This window comes from Nonomuraea sp. NPDC059194, assembly GCF_042754765.1.
Lineage (GTDB): Bacteria > Actinomycetota > Actinomycetes > Streptosporangiales > Streptosporangiaceae > Nonomuraea.
The window spans coordinates 228,584-242,881 of the sequence record NZ_JBHZBH010000006.1 but is presented as its reverse complement, the minus strand read 5'-3'; the positions used below and the strand labels follow the sequence as shown (position 1 = coordinate 242,881).

Here is a 14,298-nt window from a genome sequence, read left to right as displayed (position 1 = left end):
TAACGTCTGTGTCTAGAATGTGAGATGTGAGCACTCCTACCCGCAATCGCCGGGACGAGATCCTGGAGGCCGCCGCGACGTTGTTCGCCGCCCGCGGCTACCACGGCGTGTCCATCGAGGACCTCGGCGCGGCGGTCGGAGTGTCGGGGCCCGCGCTGTATCGCCACTTCAGCGGCAAGGAGGCGCTGCTGGTGGAGATGCTCACCGACATCAGCACGCGCCTGCGCGAGGCCGCCGTCGCCGTCGTCACGACCGCCCACGGGCCGGAGCCGGCGCTGGAGGCGCTGCTCGACGCGCAGATCACGTTCGCGCTGGAGCAGCCGGCGCTGATCACGGTGCACGACAGGGAGCTGGGCAACGTGCCCGAGCCGCACCGGCGGCAGATCAGGCGGCTGCAGCGGCTCTACGTCGAGGAATGGGTGACGGTGCTGTCGGAGCTGCATCCTTCCTGCCCTCCGCCGCGCCTGCGGGCGGCCACCCACGCGGTGTTCGGCCTGCTCAACTCCACGCCGCACAGCGCGGGAGAACTGCCCGCCGAGGCGATGCGCGGCCTGCTGCGCGGGATGGCGATGGCCGCCTTCGACACCCTTGGTTAGCGATCGTTAACTCACGAGCGTGTGGCCGCAAACGCTGACACCATGGGAGAAAGTGGCCGGCTCGGCACCCGGGGACAGTCACGGGCCACGGCCGCTGTCCAGCGGAGGGCGTATGAGCGCGGTCACGGTGAAGGGCCTGAGCAAGACCTATGGCAAGGTCGAGGCGGTCAAGGGCGTCGACTTCGAGGTGGAGGCCGGTGAGGTCTTCGGTTTCCTCGGCCCCAACGGCGCCGGCAAGACCACCACGATCAGCATGCTGTGCACGCTGGTCAACCCCACGAGCGGCACCGCCGTCGTGGCCGGCCACGACGTGGTCAGGCAGCGCGACGAGGTCCGCCGCAACATCGGGCTGGTCTTCCAGGATCCGACGCTGGACGGCTATCTGACCGCCGAGCAGAACCTCCGCTTCCACGCCGAGCTGTACGGCGTGCCCAAGGACGTGGTCGCCGGCCGTATCCGGCAGGTCATGGAGATGGTCGCGCTCTGGGACCGCAAGGACGCCAAGGTGATGACGTTCTCCGGCGGCATGAAACGCAGGCTGGAGATCGCCCGCGGCCTGCTCCACTCGCCGCGCGTGCTCTTCCTCGACGAGCCGACCGTCGGCCTCGACCCGCAGACCCGCGCGGCCATCTGGGGCTACATCAACGAGCTGCGCCGCGCGGAGGACATCACGATCTTCATGACGACGCACTACATGGACGAGGCCGAGTACTGCGACAGGATCGCGATCATCGACCACGGCGAGATCGTCGTGATCGACTCCCCCGAGGCGCTGAAGGCGAGCGTCGGCAAGGACAGGGTGCAGATCCACACCGGCGACGACGCCGAGGCGATCGCGGCGCTCCGGGACAGGTTCGGCATCGAGGCGGCCGTCCACGAGGGTGCGGTGACGTTCGCGGTGGCCTCGGGCGAGGAGTTCGTGCCGCGGCTGTTCGCCGAGCTCGGGCTGCCCATCAGGTCGGTGAGCGTGTCGCGGCCCTCGCTCGACGACGTGTTCATGTCCTACACCGGGTCCACGATCAGGGACGCGGAGTCGGGCTCGGGCACCAATGAGTGGACGAAGGCGATGGTGCGGCGATGACGGCGACCGACGTGGTGAGCGTGCGGACGCCCGCGCGCGGTCTGGCCCACGACCTGCGCGCGGTCAAGGTGGTGCTGCACCGCGAGATGCTGCGCTTCGTCAACGACCGCACGCGCATGCTGTCGATGCTCATCCAGCCGGTGCTGTGGCTGTTCGTGATGGGCACCGGCCTCGGCACGCTGGTGCGCGGCTCGATCCCCGGCGTCGACTTCCGCACGTTCATGTATCCCGGCATGATCTCGATGACGGTCATCATGACCGCGATGTTCTCGGCCGGGTCCATCGTGTGGGACAGGGAGTTCGGCTTCCTGAGGGAGATGCTGGTCGCGCCCGTCTCACGCGGTTCGATCGTCGTGGGCAAGTGCCTGGGCGGCGCGGTGGTGGCTGTCGGGCAGGGCGTCATCATCCTGGCGATGGCCGGGCTGGTCGGCGTGCCGTACTCGCCGGGGCTGATGGTGACGCTGCTGGCGGAGATGTTCCTGGCCGCGTTCACCATCACCGCCTTCGGCGTCTCGCTGGCGGCCCGCATGCGCAACATGCAGACGTTCTTCGGGCTGATGCAGATGGCGATCATGCCGATGATGTTCCTGTCGGGGGCGATGTTCCCCCTGACGAACCTGCCCTCGTGGCTGCACGTGCTGACCACCGTCAACCCGCTCACCTACGCGGTCGACCCCATGCGGCAGGCGGTCTTCTCCCACCTCACCCTTACTCCTCAGGTGAACGCGCTGCTCAATCCGGGTGTGCAATGGTTCGGGTGGCAGGTGCCCGTGACCGTGGAGCTCGGCCTGGTGGCGCTGCTCGGCCTGGCTCTGCTGGGGATCGCGATCGCCCAGTTCAGGAGGGCCGAATAGGCGCACGAAAAAGGGGCCTGATCCACGACCAGGCCCCTCTTCTTCGATCACTTACCTCTTGACGCGGACGTAGTCCCTGCCGCTCTGGGAGCCGTAGGTGTCCTCGTCACCGCCGAAGGCGAACTTCCAGTAGCCCGACTTGTAGGCCTTCACCTTGGTGTACAGCTTGCCGCTGCCGGTGGAGCGGGTCGTCTTGACGTACTGCCACTTGGTGGAGCCCTTGGGCTTGAAGTACAGGGCGACCTTGGCCTCGTAGCCGCCGCCGTCGACCAGGAGCGCTCCCCTGAACCGCAGGTACTTGCCGTACTTGACGGGCTCGGGGTAGGCGTTGAACTTGATCAGCCTGCTCTTGTCCTTCGGCGGCGGGGTCGGCTCGACGACCCTCACCCAGTCGCTGTGGCTGCTGGAGCCGTCGACGCCCCTGGTGCCCTCGAACACCGCACGCCACCAGCCGGAGGTCCGCGCGGTGGCGTGGGCCCAGAAGCGGCCGTCGCGGCCGGTCCAGTCGCCGGTCACCCGCTCCCAGTGGCCGGAGCCGTCGGCCCTGAACAGGATGGCCACCCGCTCGCCCGACAGCCCGTCCCAGCCGTGGGAGCCCTCGGCCTGCAGGGTTCCCCTGAAGTTGATCCTGTCGCCCTTGTCGACAGGCTCGGGGTAGGCGCCGAAGCCGACGATCCTGCTGTCGCGGGACCTGGCCCTGACATCGACCCTGTCGGTGTCGCTGACCGAGCCCTTGGCGTCGGCGTTGCCGCCGAACTCGGCCCGCCACCAGCCGGTGGCCTCGACCGTCACCTTGGTGGAGAACCAGCCGCTGCGGCTGGTGTCGACCGTGGTGATGTGCCGGTAGGCGTCGGTGCCCTTCTCGCGGAAGGTGATGGTGACGCGCTGCCCGCCGTAGCCGTCCCAGCCGCCGCGCTCCACCTGGAGCCGGCCTGACACGGAGATACGGTCACCCTTGGCGACCAGGTCGGGATGCGCGCCGAAGTCGGCGATCCTGGTGTCGGCGGCCTTCTTGACCTCGACGCCGAAGGTGCCGCTGGTGGACTTCTCCCCGCCCTCGCCGTCGTGGGCGATCGCCAGGAAGCTCCACCTGCCTTCGCTCTTGGCGTCGAAGGTCTTCTTGCCCGTCCACCTGGTCCACAGACCATGCGATGCGGGGGTGAGGTCGACAGGCGTGCCGACACTCACGTCGCCTGGGGCCTTGAGCTGCAGCTCGGCCTTGCCGGCGCCCTTGGTCGAGAACGAGAACGTCGCGGTGACCTTCTGGTCGCCCGTCACGACGATCGGTGATGGCGAGACATCCACCTTCGAGATGCTCGGTGCGGCTGCCGCCGTCGCGGGAGGCATCAGGGCGAGGGCCCCTGCTCCGACCGCGAACGCAACGGCTGCCGCTCGGAAGCGTTGCAACATTCGGGTACTCCGTTCCTTTCCCCGGTGGTTGAAACGCGGCATTGAGGGTGCCACGTCGTACTTAAAGTAGACGTTTAGGGCAGGCAAAGCGTTTGAAAAGCTGACAAACTGTCATCCAGATCGGTCAGACAAGAATCTCGTCGTCGCGTTCGGGCAGACGCGGGCGCCATGCGCGGGACATAATCGGGCTTGTGGCGCGCGACACTGTTGAGACTCATTTCACCGAAGCGGTTGCGACGCTCAGGGCGGGCACTGCCAGAGATCCCGCGGGGCCCGTCAGAGACGGCACCACGCTGACCGGGCACCACTGCCGCGAGCTGTTCGACCGTCAGCTGGGCAGCAGGCTGCTCGACGTCGCGGCCAGATGGCTGCGCGGGCAGGACGAGGGCTTCTACACCATCGGCTCGGCGGGTCACGAGGGCAACGCGGCCGTGGCCGCCGCCGTCAGGACCACCGACCCCGCCCTGCTCCACTACCGCTCCGGCGCCTTCTACCTGACGCGTTCGACCATGGCGGGCCGCCTGCCCGAGCAGGGGCTGCGCGACGTGCTGCTGGGCCTGACCGCCTCGGCCGACGAGCCCATCGCGGGCGGCAGGCACAAGGTCTTCGGCCATCCCGACCTCGCGGTCATCCCCATGACCTCCACCATCGCCAGCCACCTGCCGCGCTCGGTCGGCGTCGCGCTGGCCATCGAGCGGGCCAAGGCGATCGGCGTGCCGTCACCGTGGCCCGCCGACGCGATCGCGGTGTGCAGCTTCGGCGACGCCTCCACCAACCACGCCAGCGCGCTGTCGGGCCTCAACACCGCCTCCTACGCCACCTACCAGGGCCAGCCGCTGCCGATCCTGTTCGTGTGCGAGGACAACGGCCTGGGCATCTCGGTCCGCACGCCCAAGGGATGGGTGGAGACGGCCGCCCGCCGCCCCGGCATCGAGTACTTCCACGCCGACGGCTGCGACCTGGCCGACGCCTTCGACGCCGCCACCCGCGCCGCCGACCACGTGCGCACCACCCGCACGCCCGCCTTCCTCCACCTCGACACCGTGCGGCTGATGGGCCACGCGGGCTCCGACGTGGAGGCCTCCTACCGCACCCAGCGCGAGATCCGCGCCGACCTCGAGCGCGACCCGCTGGTGCGCACCGCCGCCCTCCTGGTCGAGGCCGGGCTCATCACGCCCGAGGAGGTGCTCAGGCGCTACGAGTCCGAGCGCGAGCACGTGCTGCGGACGGCGCTGGAGACCACCCGCACTCCCAAGCTCACCTCCGCGCGCGAGATCGTCGAACCGCTCGCGCCGCGCAGGGCCGAGCTGATCGCGAAGATCAGCCCGGTCGCCGCCGAGCCGTCCGCCAGGGAGAAGGCCTTCGCCGGCCAGCTGCCCGAAATGGAGGACAGGCCGCTCACGCTCTCCCAGTCGATCAACCGCACGCTCGCCGACGCGCTGGCCGTCTACCCCGAGATGATGGTCTTCGGCGAGGACGTCGCCAAGAAGGGCGGCGTGTACGGCGTGACGCGTGGCCTGCAGAAGCGTTTCGGCGCGGCCAGGGTCTTCGACACGCTCCTCGACGAGCAGGCCGTCCTCGGCCTCGCGCTCGGCTCGGGAGTGTCGCGGATGCTGCCGGTTCCCGAGATCCAGTACCTCGCCTACCTGCACAACGCGCTCGACCAGATCCGCGGCGAGGCGGCGACGATGTCGTTCTTCTCCCGTGGCGCCTACCGCAACCCGATGGTCGTGCGGGTGGCCGGATACGCCTACCAGAAGGGGTTCGGCGGGCACTTCCACAACGACAACTCCGTCGCCGCGCTGCGCGACATCCCCGGTGTGGTGATCGCCTCGCCGTCCAGGCCCGACGACGCCTCGGCGATGCTGCGCACGTGCCTGGCCGCGGCGCGCACCGAGGGGTCGGTGTGCGTGTTCCTCGAACCGATCGCGCTGTACAACACGCGCGACCTGTTCGACGACGGCGACAACGGGTGGCTCGCGCCGTACGCGCCGCCGTCCAGGTGGGCCGAGACGCACGTGCCGATCGGGCGGGCGCGCGGCTACGGCGACGGGCGCGACCTGACGATCGTGACGTACGGCAACGGCGTACGGATGAGCCTGCGGGCCGCGGTCAGGCTCACCCAGGACGGCGTGAGCTGCAGGGTGCTCGACCTGCGGTGGCTGGCGCCGCTGCCGATGGAGGACCTGATGCGGGCGGCCGAGCTGACCGGCAAGGTGCTGATCGCCGACGAGAGCAGGCGCACCGGCGGGGTCTCCGAGGGGGTCATGACGGAGATGCTCGACGCGGGCTTCACGGGGCAGATCGCCAGGGTGACCTCGGCCGACAGCTTCATCCCGCTGGGCGAGGCGGCCAACCACGTGCTGCTGTCGGAGGCGGAGATCGAGCAGGCGGCCAGGAAGCTGCTCAACTGAGGCGGTTCCCGGCAGACCCCCGCGCCTCGCGCGCGGGGGTCCGCGGGGGTCACAGCCAGTCGCGGCGTTTGAAGACCAGGTAGAGGATCACGCACACCGCCGCCATCAGCATGATCGCGAACGGATAGCCGATCACCCAGTGCGTCTCCGGCATGTGGTCGAAGTTCATGCCGTAGATCGTGCCGACCAGGGTGGGCGCGAACAGGATGGCCGCCCAGGCGGAGATCTTCTTGACCTCCTCGCTCTGCGCGTAGCTGGCCCTGGTCTGCTCCTGCGCCACCAGCGTCGAGTTGATCATGAGGATGTTCTGCAGGAGCTGGCGGAAGCCTGCCACTCGCTCGGAGACAGTGATCGCGTGGTCGGCGACGTCGCGCAGGTAGCTCTGCAGCTCCTCGTTGACCCCGTACTTGCTGGCGCCCGCGATGAAGCCGTCGATCATCGGCAGCAGCGGGCTGGTCGCCCGCTGGAACTCGATGACCTCGCCGAACAGCTCGTACACGCGGCGGGAGACCGAGGGGTCGCCGCCGAATACCTGCACCTCGATCTCCTCGATGTCCTTCTGCAGCCCGGCCACGACGGGGGCGTAGCCGTCGACCACGGCGTCGAGGATGGCGTAGAGCACCGCCTGGGGGCCTTGGCGCAGCAGGTCGGGGTCGGACTCCATGCGGCGGCGCACGGCGGCCAGGTCGGGCGATTCGGCGTGCCGTACGGTGATCACGAAGTTGGTGCCGACGAAGACGTGCACCTCGCCGAACGCGACCTCCTCGACGTCGTCCAGATAGGTGGCCGCGCGCAGAACCACGAACAGCATCTCGCCGTAGCGGTCGGCCTTGGGCCGCTGGTGGCCGACGATGGCGTCCTCGAGAGCCAGCTCGTGCAGGCCGAACTCCTCGGCGAGCTTGGCCAGCTCCCAGTCCTTCGGCCGGTAGAGGCCGATCCAGGCCATGCTGCCGGGTGTCTTCTTGAGGCTGTCGAAGGCGTCGGCGAGCGAGGCGGGCGTGCCGATGCGGTGGCCGTCGAGGTAGAGGGCGTTGTCGATGACGGTGGGCCGGTAGGGCGAGCCCTCGTTGACGCGCGGATCCATCGAGTGCTCGGGGGCGGGCTCGCGGACGCCGCTGCGCAGGAAGCTCCTCATCCGTGCCATACCCGACCTCCTAGGACAGCTGGAACTCGTCGAGAGCCTGGTGGGCGCGATCGCGGATGGTCTTGCGGAACATCGGCGTCCAGCCGAGCAGCAGCCCCGCGGGCTTGCCCAGCGCCATCCTGGACCAGTGGCGGAAGTCGAAGTCGTCATGGTGGCGCACGATCAGGCCGTCCTCGAAGCGGAAGAAGGCCTCCACCTCGTTGACGACCTCGCGGCCCGTGCTCGTCAAGGTATAGCGAGCCGTCCAGCGGGCGCTACCCGCGGAGGAGGAGGCGGCCAGGTCGCGATAGGTGACCTCGATGCCGCTTCCCCTGGACAGCACCAGCCGCCACATCGCCATCACCCTGTCGCGGCCGTCGAGCTCCTGGAAGAGCGGGTCGCCGAAGCTGACGTCAGGGTGGTAGCAGCGCTCCATGGCGGCGGTGTCGCCCTGGCGGAACGCCTCGAAGAAAGTGCCGAGCAAGGCCACATGCCGGTCGTCCACGATGTCCCCCTCTGGTCAGATGCTTTGGCATTCTCCCAGCAGGCAGCGCGCGGCCGGTCATCAGGATGACGGAAGCGGGAGATCCGCAACGCAAGCAGGGCCGACGGGATAGGGTCTGGCTTGATGGACAAGCTATGGGCTCACCTCGTCGAGGCTCAGTCGCCACCCGAGCTGTGGATCGTGGCACTCTCGGCACTGGCCGCCTTCACGGTCGTCGCCTACCGCCCCTCCTGGCACCTCTCGCGAGGCCTCGTCACGATCGCCCACGAGGGCGGCCACGCGCTGGTGGCGCTGCTCAGCCGCCGCCAGCTGCAGGGCATCCGCCTGCACTCCGACACCTCGGGCGTGACGCTCACCAGGGGCAGGCCCACAGGCCCCGGCATGATCTTCACCGCGCTCGCCGGATACCTGGCGCCCTCCCTGCTGGGCCTGGCCGGCGCGTGGCTGACCGCCGAGGGGCGGGTCACGCTGCTGGTGTGGAGCGTGCTCGGCTTCCTGGTCTGCATGCTGCTGCTGATCCGCAACCTGTACGGCGCGCTGATCCTCCTGGTCACCGGTGGCGCGGTGTTCGCCCTGTCGATGTACACCCCCGGCGACATCCAGATGGTCGTGGCGCACGTCGCGGTGTGGTTCCTGCTGTTCGGCGGGGTCAGGCCGATCCTGGAGCTGCAGCACAAGCGGCGCAGGGGCCAGGCGCCCGACTCCGACGCCGACCAGCTGGCCAGGCTGACGTTCCTGCCGGGCGGCTTCTACGTGCTGTTCTTCCTGCTGGTGGCGGGCTTCTCGGTGGCGGGCGGGGCGTGGCTCATGATCCCCGCCGCCGACTTCCCCTGGTGGTGACCTGAAATGCCCCCGAAACCCCACTAAAATCGCCCGGGACAGGGGGAGGCGACGTGCTGTCAGGGGAGGACGCGCCGGGCTACCGGGTGCTCGGCACGGCGGGCCAGGGCGGCTTCGGCGTCGTCTACAAGGCCTACCAGGAACGCCTCGACCGGGTGGTGGCGCTCAAGGTGCTGACCGTCGACCGGGTCGACGCGCGCACCATGCGCCGCTTCCAGCGCGAACTGCAGCTCACCGGGCGGCTGACCGGGCACCCGAACGTCGTCACGGTGTTCGACACCGGCACGACCCGCTCCGGCAAGCCGTACATCGCGATGGAGTTCTTCGACAACGGCTCGCTGCGCGACCGGATCCGCGCGCAGGGGCCGCTGCCCGTGGCCGACGTCCTGCGCACCGGCGTCAAGCTCGCCGCCGCCCTGGCCGCGGTGCACGAGGCCGGGGTGCTGCACGGCGACATCAAGCCGCAGAACATCCTCATCTCCCGGTACGGCGAGCCCGCGATCGCCGACTTCGGCGTGGCCAGGGTGGTCGACTCGGCGGAGATGTCGGCCACGGCGCAGGCGTTCACCCCGCTGCACGCCGCGCCCGAGGTGCTGAGCGGGCAGCCGCACAGCGCGTCCACCGACGTGTACTCGCTCGGCTCGACCCTCTACCACCTGCTCGCCGGGCAGCCCGCCTTCCACTCGGCGACCGACGCCTCGATCGCGCCGTTGATGTTCAGGGTGCTGAGCGCCGAGCCGCCGCCCATCAACCGGCGCGACATGCCGCCCGCGGTCACCGAGGCGATCCTGCGCGCGATGGCGAAGGCGCCCGCGGGGCGGTACGAGTCGGCGTGGGCGTTCGCCGGGCGGCTGCGGGAGGTGCAGCAGGAGCTCGGCCTGCCGGTCACCGACCTGGTCGCCGCCGAACCCGCCGCACCACCGCCGGGCCCCCTCGTCTCTCCCGGCGCCCTCTCCACAGCCCCATCGCCCGGCCCGTTCGCCGCCCCTGGCCCGTTCGTGCCCCCGCGGTCGGCCACGCCGACTCCCGGGACCGCCTACAGCCCAGGCACGCCACCGACGCCCGGGTCCCCCTACAGCCCGGGCACGCCACCGTCAGCCGTACCGGCACCCGGGGCCGCCTTCCCATCCGGCGGGCCGGTGTCAGCCGAGCCGTTGCCGGGCTCCCCCTTCACCTCGGATGCGGCCTCTCGGCACGCCCCCACCTCCCCCGCCCGCTCGCATGCGTCGTCGTGGCGCGGCAGGCTCCTCATCGGTGGCGCGGTCGCGGCCGTCGCCGTGACCGGCGCGCTCCTGGCCGTTCTCCTCCCGGGCCGGCCGCAGAGCCCGGCGGCGCAGCCCAAGCAGCAGGTCGCCAAGGAGCCGCAGTCGGCCAAGCCCGCCAGGCCCGCCGAGATCGGCAAGGCGGCGCGCGACGCCCTCGCTCCTCGCGGGTTGCGCATGGTGTCCGACCGGGGCGCCGTCGTCACCCTCCGGTGGACGCTTCCCGCCAACGCCCGCCGCTACCCGCTGATCCTGCAACGCGAGCCGGCCGACGGTCAGCAGCTCATCTCGCTCAAGCCGGGCGACACCACGGCCAGGGTCGTGGGCCTGGACCCCGAGACCGGCTACTGCTTCCTGGTCGGCGCGGCGCTGGAGATCAGCCAGAAGAGCACGGTCGTCTGGTCGAAGCCGTACTGCATCAGGGGCGCGGTCGCCCGCTGAGGAAGGCGCGGACGTCGGCCACCTCCCCTTTCCATCGGCTCAGGTCGTCCGGCTCGAACGGGGCCAGCGTCACCTCCTGGCCCTTGCGCGACCATGTGCCCTCGATGACGCCGTCGGCCAGCATGACCGGGCGCAGGATCCCGCCGCCGGGGAACACCGCGCGGCGGTGCCGCGGATCGAGGATGAGGTCGCGGTCGGCCCAGCCGAGGAGGTACTCGTCGAAGGCGGGCGCCAGCCGTACCCCGCCGACGGCCTGCCCGCCCGATCCCCCGCGCCCGCCCGCGAACCCCGATGCGGCGCTCCCTGCGGGCTGGCGGCCCGCGGGTACTGGGTCGAACTCCCCGACCGCGATGCCCCAGGGCTGGTGGCCCGCGGGCGCCCGGTCGATCTCCCCTTTGGGCTGGTGGTCCGAGGGTGGGGGCTCGGGCTCCTCCGTGGGCTGGTGGTACGGGTGGGAACGGGTGCGGAGGCGGACGCCGCCGAGGGGGGCGGCTTCGAGGGAGGGCGCGATCAGGTCGAAGGCGGAGCGGGCCGCGCCGAGCGGCAGGCCCGACCAGGCGGCGAGGTCGGCGGGCGCGGCGGGGGCGTGCGCGCGCAGGTAGCGCAGGGCGAGCTCGGCCAGTGCCCGGTCGCGGTCCGGCTCGAAGGCGATGGGTGCGCCGAGCCAGTCGGCCGTGTGCACGTAGGTGGGTTTGCCCCGGTCAAGCGGGCCGAGGACGGCCAGGCCGTGGAAGGCGGCCAGGGCGACCAGGTGGACGATCCCCTGCCCCCGGGCGCGGCCCCCGAGCCTTGCTTCGAGCTGGGCCTTGGTGAGCGGGCCTTGCCCCGCGAGGGCGCGGTCGATCAGGGGGAGCAGGTCGTCGCCCGTCACGCCCTCCTGGGCGAGCCTGCGCAGGGTGCCGGTGTCGTCGCGGGTCAGCGCGAGCAGCCACGACAGGTCGTCGCGGTGGACGAAATGGAGGGTGCCGCGCGGGCCCCACGCCCTGACGATCTCACGGGCCTGCCAGGCGGCCTCGATCTCCTTGACGGTGACCGTGGCGGACCTGGCGCGGAAGGCGAGCAGGGCCGACGGGACGTCCTGCGCCTGGACGGCGAGCAGGTGGCGAACCATCCCACCGACGCCGGGGCCGGGCGGGCGGTGCAGCAACTGGGCTGACAGGCGGGCGCTGCGCAGATCCTTCGGCACAGGGGGAGCTTACGGGCAGCCACCGACAGAACCCGGAGACGGGCAGCGGCGACCGACGACGGGTGGGTCAGCGGCGCCGGTGAACGATGCAGGTGAACGGATGCGGGTGAACGACGCGGGGGGCGGCGGCGGGCGGGTCAGCGGCGGGTGAAGGCGCGGGGGTCGAGGCGGCGGAGCAGGCGGGCGGGGTCAGCGGCTGGTGAACGTGCGGGGGTCGAGGCGGCGGAGCAGGCGGGCGCGCAGCGGCGTCGTACGGCGGGCGTGGGCGCGCACCGCGTCGCCGCACCGCCATGCCGCCTCCGCCGCCTCCGTGGTGACCGACTCGGGCGCGTACCTGACGTGGTTGGCCAGGTCGGCCAGCGGCCGTAGCTCCCGCGCGCCGGGGTGCCCGGCCACCACCTCCGCCGCCGTCAGCGTGCGCTCCCCTCGCAGGCCGAGGTCGTCACAGGCCTGCCGCCACGCCCCCATCACCCGGTCGGAGGGGCCACCGCCGCGACGGCGGGAGCGGCGACGCCACCATGGCAGCCCCGCCGCCACGCCCGCGTAGCCGAGCGGGACCACGGCGATCGCCCACCACCAGGACATCCCGCTCGACGCCACCGGCCTGTCCGGCTTCTTCTTCGCCGACGGCTGCTTGTCCTTGGAGCCGCCGCCCTGCCCGAACTCGCCCTCCAGCTGCTCGCTCTCCTGGATCTGGGCCGACACCACGTCGTGGTCGTCCTTGGCCCCGCTCCTGCCGGGGGTGGGATGGAACGGCCGCCATCCGAGCTTCTCGAACTTGATCTCCGCCCAGGCCAGGACATGTCCCGACCGCACGTGGTAGACGCCGTTGTCCTGCTCCCCGGGCCTGAACCCCACGACGACCCTGGCGGGCAGCCCCAGCGTCCTGGCCAGCAGCGCGAAGGCGGACGCGAACTGCTCGGAGGTCCCCCGATAGGTCGTGTCCATGAAGAACTCCAGCGCCTTGAGCGAGTGCCCCGGCGGCGCCGTGATGTCGTACTTCGCGGTGGTGCGCAGGAACTTCTGCAACCGGTACGCCTGGCTGATGGGCGAGGTCGCCCCCTTCGTCGCCTCCTGCGCCGTCTTCCTGAACAGCTTCTCCTGCGGCCCCGGCGGGAAGGCCGTCAGTGCGGGCTATGTCCCCCTTTTACCGGGCATCACCCTAGCGCCATCCGCATCTCTCGGGGCGCCTTGTCGTTGTTGGGTGCCTTGTCGTTATCGGGGCCATCGCTGGCTTTCGTGTGGCGGCATCGGGGCTTTTGTGCGGCGGCATCGCCGTCGCACACGGGCTTTCTCGCGTCGTCATCTGAGCGAACTGTCGGTGGGAACCTCTACCTTAGAGCGCGTGCCCGAACAGCCCCTGACCCTCGACGCCGCCCTCTCGGAGGAGGCGGTGCTGTCCACCTACCGCAGGATGTTCGCCGCCCTGGCGCGCGACAGCGGCGCGGTGGTCGACGACCCCGCCATGGTCGACGTCGCCGAGACACTCTTCGCGGCGTTCGCGGAGGCGGGCGAGGAGTGGCTGACGCACGAGCAGATGCGCTTCGCCTGCCGCGCCTATCCTTCCGACCAGTTCGACAACAGGCTGCGCGTGCTCAAGGGGCTCGGCGCGATCCGCGAGGTGTTCCCCAAGCCCAACCAGCTGCGCTACCGCGCCTCCTTCACCAGCGTGGTCGGGCTGATGTTCATCAGGCGGATGATGGACGACGGCGGCCAGTCGGAGATGCACCGCCTGCTCGCCCTCGAAGACCTCAACGTCGCCGACCCGCGCACCACGATGGAGCAGGCCAGGCAGAGCGCGGCCAACCTGGCCAGGGCCTTCCGCCTGTGGGCGCTCGAGCTCATCACGCTCACCACCGGCACGATCGAGGAGCTGCGCGAGCAGGCGCCCAAGCTGTGGGGCACCGAGGAGATCGCCCGGCGCGCGCAGAACCTCCACGGCACCATCCTGACCCGCTGGCCCGAGCTCGACAGGGTCTGCACCGACCTGCGCGCGGCCATCTACGCCTACAGCGACGCCTCCCGCCGCGCGGCGGGCCGCCTGGCCGACTCGGCGGGCACCACCCGCAACCTGACGCTGCTGCCGTCCGAGACCTGGCGCACGTTCGCGCAGACGGCGTCGAAGGAACGGCTCGCGGCCGTCCTCGACGGGTTCGTCTTCGACGCTCCCGCGCCCTGGCACGATCCAGCGGCGATCGTCCGCGCGGTCGACGAGAGCCCGCGGCCCGCGCCCGCCCAGCCCACTCCCCCGCGCTCCGACCTACCCGACGAGGGGCCCGCCGACTCCCTCGACCAGTCGCCTGGCGCGGCGGTCGAGCGGCTGGCGGAGGTGGCCGAGTCGGTGCTCGGCGGGGCCGACAGGGTGGCGCTGGCCGGGCTGCTGAGCTCCGACTGGGCCGCCGCCCGGCGGCTGCTGGCCGACCTGACCAGCGTCGATCTGCGCCCCGAGCTGCCCTACCGGCTCGTGTGGTCCGACGCGCTGACGGCCGACCCTTCTCACGAGCCCGCGTGGCTGTCGCACGGCTTCCTGGAGCGCATCCCATGACCGAGCTTGTCGAGGTCATCAAGAGGCACAGCACCTCGGTC

Annotated in this window: 12 protein-coding genes; 7 read left to right on the top strand and 5 right to left on the bottom strand. The window is 70.9% G+C overall.

Annotated elements, in window-relative coordinates; all coding sequences use genetic code 11:
• The first annotated feature begins 26 nt into the window (after positions 1-26).
• The 3 genes from ACFXJ8_RS11530 (at position 27) to ACFXJ8_RS11520 (ending at position 2,531) form a co-directional block, all read left to right on the top strand.
• Positions 27-596: a TetR/AcrR family transcriptional regulator gene (locus ACFXJ8_RS11530; RefSeq protein WP_379643771.1), complete on the top strand. Its 570-nt coding sequence runs from the start codon at positions 27-29 to the stop codon at positions 594-596.
• A gap of 112 nt (positions 597-708) precedes the next feature.
• Positions 709-1,677, top strand: coding sequence for an ATP-binding cassette domain-containing protein (locus ACFXJ8_RS11525; protein WP_379643770.1), 969 nt, complete (start codon positions 709-711; stop codon positions 1,675-1,677).
• Positions 1,674-2,531 carry an ABC transporter permease gene (locus tag ACFXJ8_RS11520; protein WP_379643769.1) on the top strand — a complete coding sequence of 286 codons (858 nt, stop codon included), beginning with the start codon at positions 1,674-1,676 and terminating at the stop codon, positions 2,529-2,531. Before ACFXJ8_RS11525 ends, ACFXJ8_RS11520 begins: the two co-directional genes overlap by 4 nt.
• Positions 2,532-2,582: 51 nt before the next feature.
• Here the strand turns inward: ACFXJ8_RS11520 and ACFXJ8_RS11515 are convergent, their stop codons facing one another.
• Positions 2,583-3,836 carry a hypothetical protein gene (locus ACFXJ8_RS11515; RefSeq protein WP_379643768.1) on the bottom strand — a complete coding sequence of 418 codons (1,254 nt, stop codon included), beginning with the start codon at positions 3,834-3,836 and terminating at the stop codon, positions 2,583-2,585.
• Positions 3,837-4,132: 296 nt separating this feature from the next.
• On the opposite strand from ACFXJ8_RS11515, the gene ACFXJ8_RS11510 reads away from it, so the two are divergent.
• The gene (locus ACFXJ8_RS11510; protein WP_379643767.1) at positions 4,133-6,355 is read left to right on the top strand and encodes a thiamine pyrophosphate-dependent enzyme; all 2,223 of its coding nucleotides are present in this window, start codon (positions 4,133-4,135) and stop codon (positions 6,353-6,355) included.
• Positions 6,356-6,404: 49 nt separating this feature from the next.
• Here the strand turns inward: ACFXJ8_RS11510 and ACFXJ8_RS11505 are convergent, their stop codons facing one another.
• Positions 6,405-7,499: a magnesium and cobalt transport protein CorA gene (locus ACFXJ8_RS11505; protein ID WP_379643766.1), complete on the bottom strand. Its 1,095-nt coding sequence runs from the start codon at positions 7,497-7,499 to the stop codon at positions 6,405-6,407.
• Between the two features lie 10 nt (positions 7,500-7,509).
• Positions 7,510-7,983, bottom strand: coding sequence for a nuclear transport factor 2 family protein (locus tag ACFXJ8_RS11500; RefSeq protein WP_379643765.1), 474 nt, complete (start codon positions 7,981-7,983; stop codon positions 7,510-7,512).
• Between the two features lie 123 nt (positions 7,984-8,106).
• Here ACFXJ8_RS11500 and ACFXJ8_RS11495 point away from each other — a divergent pair, with 123 nt between their 5' ends.
• Complete coding sequence (locus ACFXJ8_RS11495; RefSeq protein WP_379643764.1) at positions 8,107-8,823, top strand: M50 family metallopeptidase; 717 nt, start codon at positions 8,107-8,109, stop codon at positions 8,821-8,823.
• Positions 8,824-8,876: 53 nt separating this feature from the next.
• Positions 8,877-10,526, top strand: coding sequence for a protein kinase (locus tag ACFXJ8_RS11490; protein ID WP_379643763.1), 1,650 nt, complete (start codon positions 8,877-8,879; stop codon positions 10,524-10,526).
• Here ACFXJ8_RS11490 and ACFXJ8_RS11485 read toward each other — a convergent pair.
• Both ACFXJ8_RS11485 and ACFXJ8_RS11480 read right to left on the bottom strand, forming a co-directional pair.
• Positions 10,504-11,712 (bottom strand): winged helix DNA-binding domain-containing protein, encoded by a 1,209-nt coding sequence (locus tag ACFXJ8_RS11485; RefSeq protein WP_379643762.1) that lies wholly within the window; start codon positions 11,710-11,712, stop codon positions 10,504-10,506. The genes ACFXJ8_RS11490 and ACFXJ8_RS11485 overlap by 23 nt on opposite strands.
• Before the next feature lie 189 nt (positions 11,713-11,901).
• A complete protein-coding gene (locus ACFXJ8_RS11480) occupies positions 11,902-12,807 on the bottom strand; it encodes a transglutaminase family protein (RefSeq protein ID WP_379643809.1) in 906 nt (301 codons plus the stop codon).
• 250 nt (positions 12,808-13,057) lie between these two features.
• Here ACFXJ8_RS11480 and ACFXJ8_RS11475 point away from each other — a divergent pair, with 250 nt between their 5' ends.
• Positions 13,058-14,257, top strand: coding sequence for a hypothetical protein (locus ACFXJ8_RS11475; protein WP_379643761.1), 1,200 nt, complete (start codon positions 13,058-13,060; stop codon positions 14,255-14,257).
• Positions 14,258-14,298: the final 41 nt, after the last annotated feature.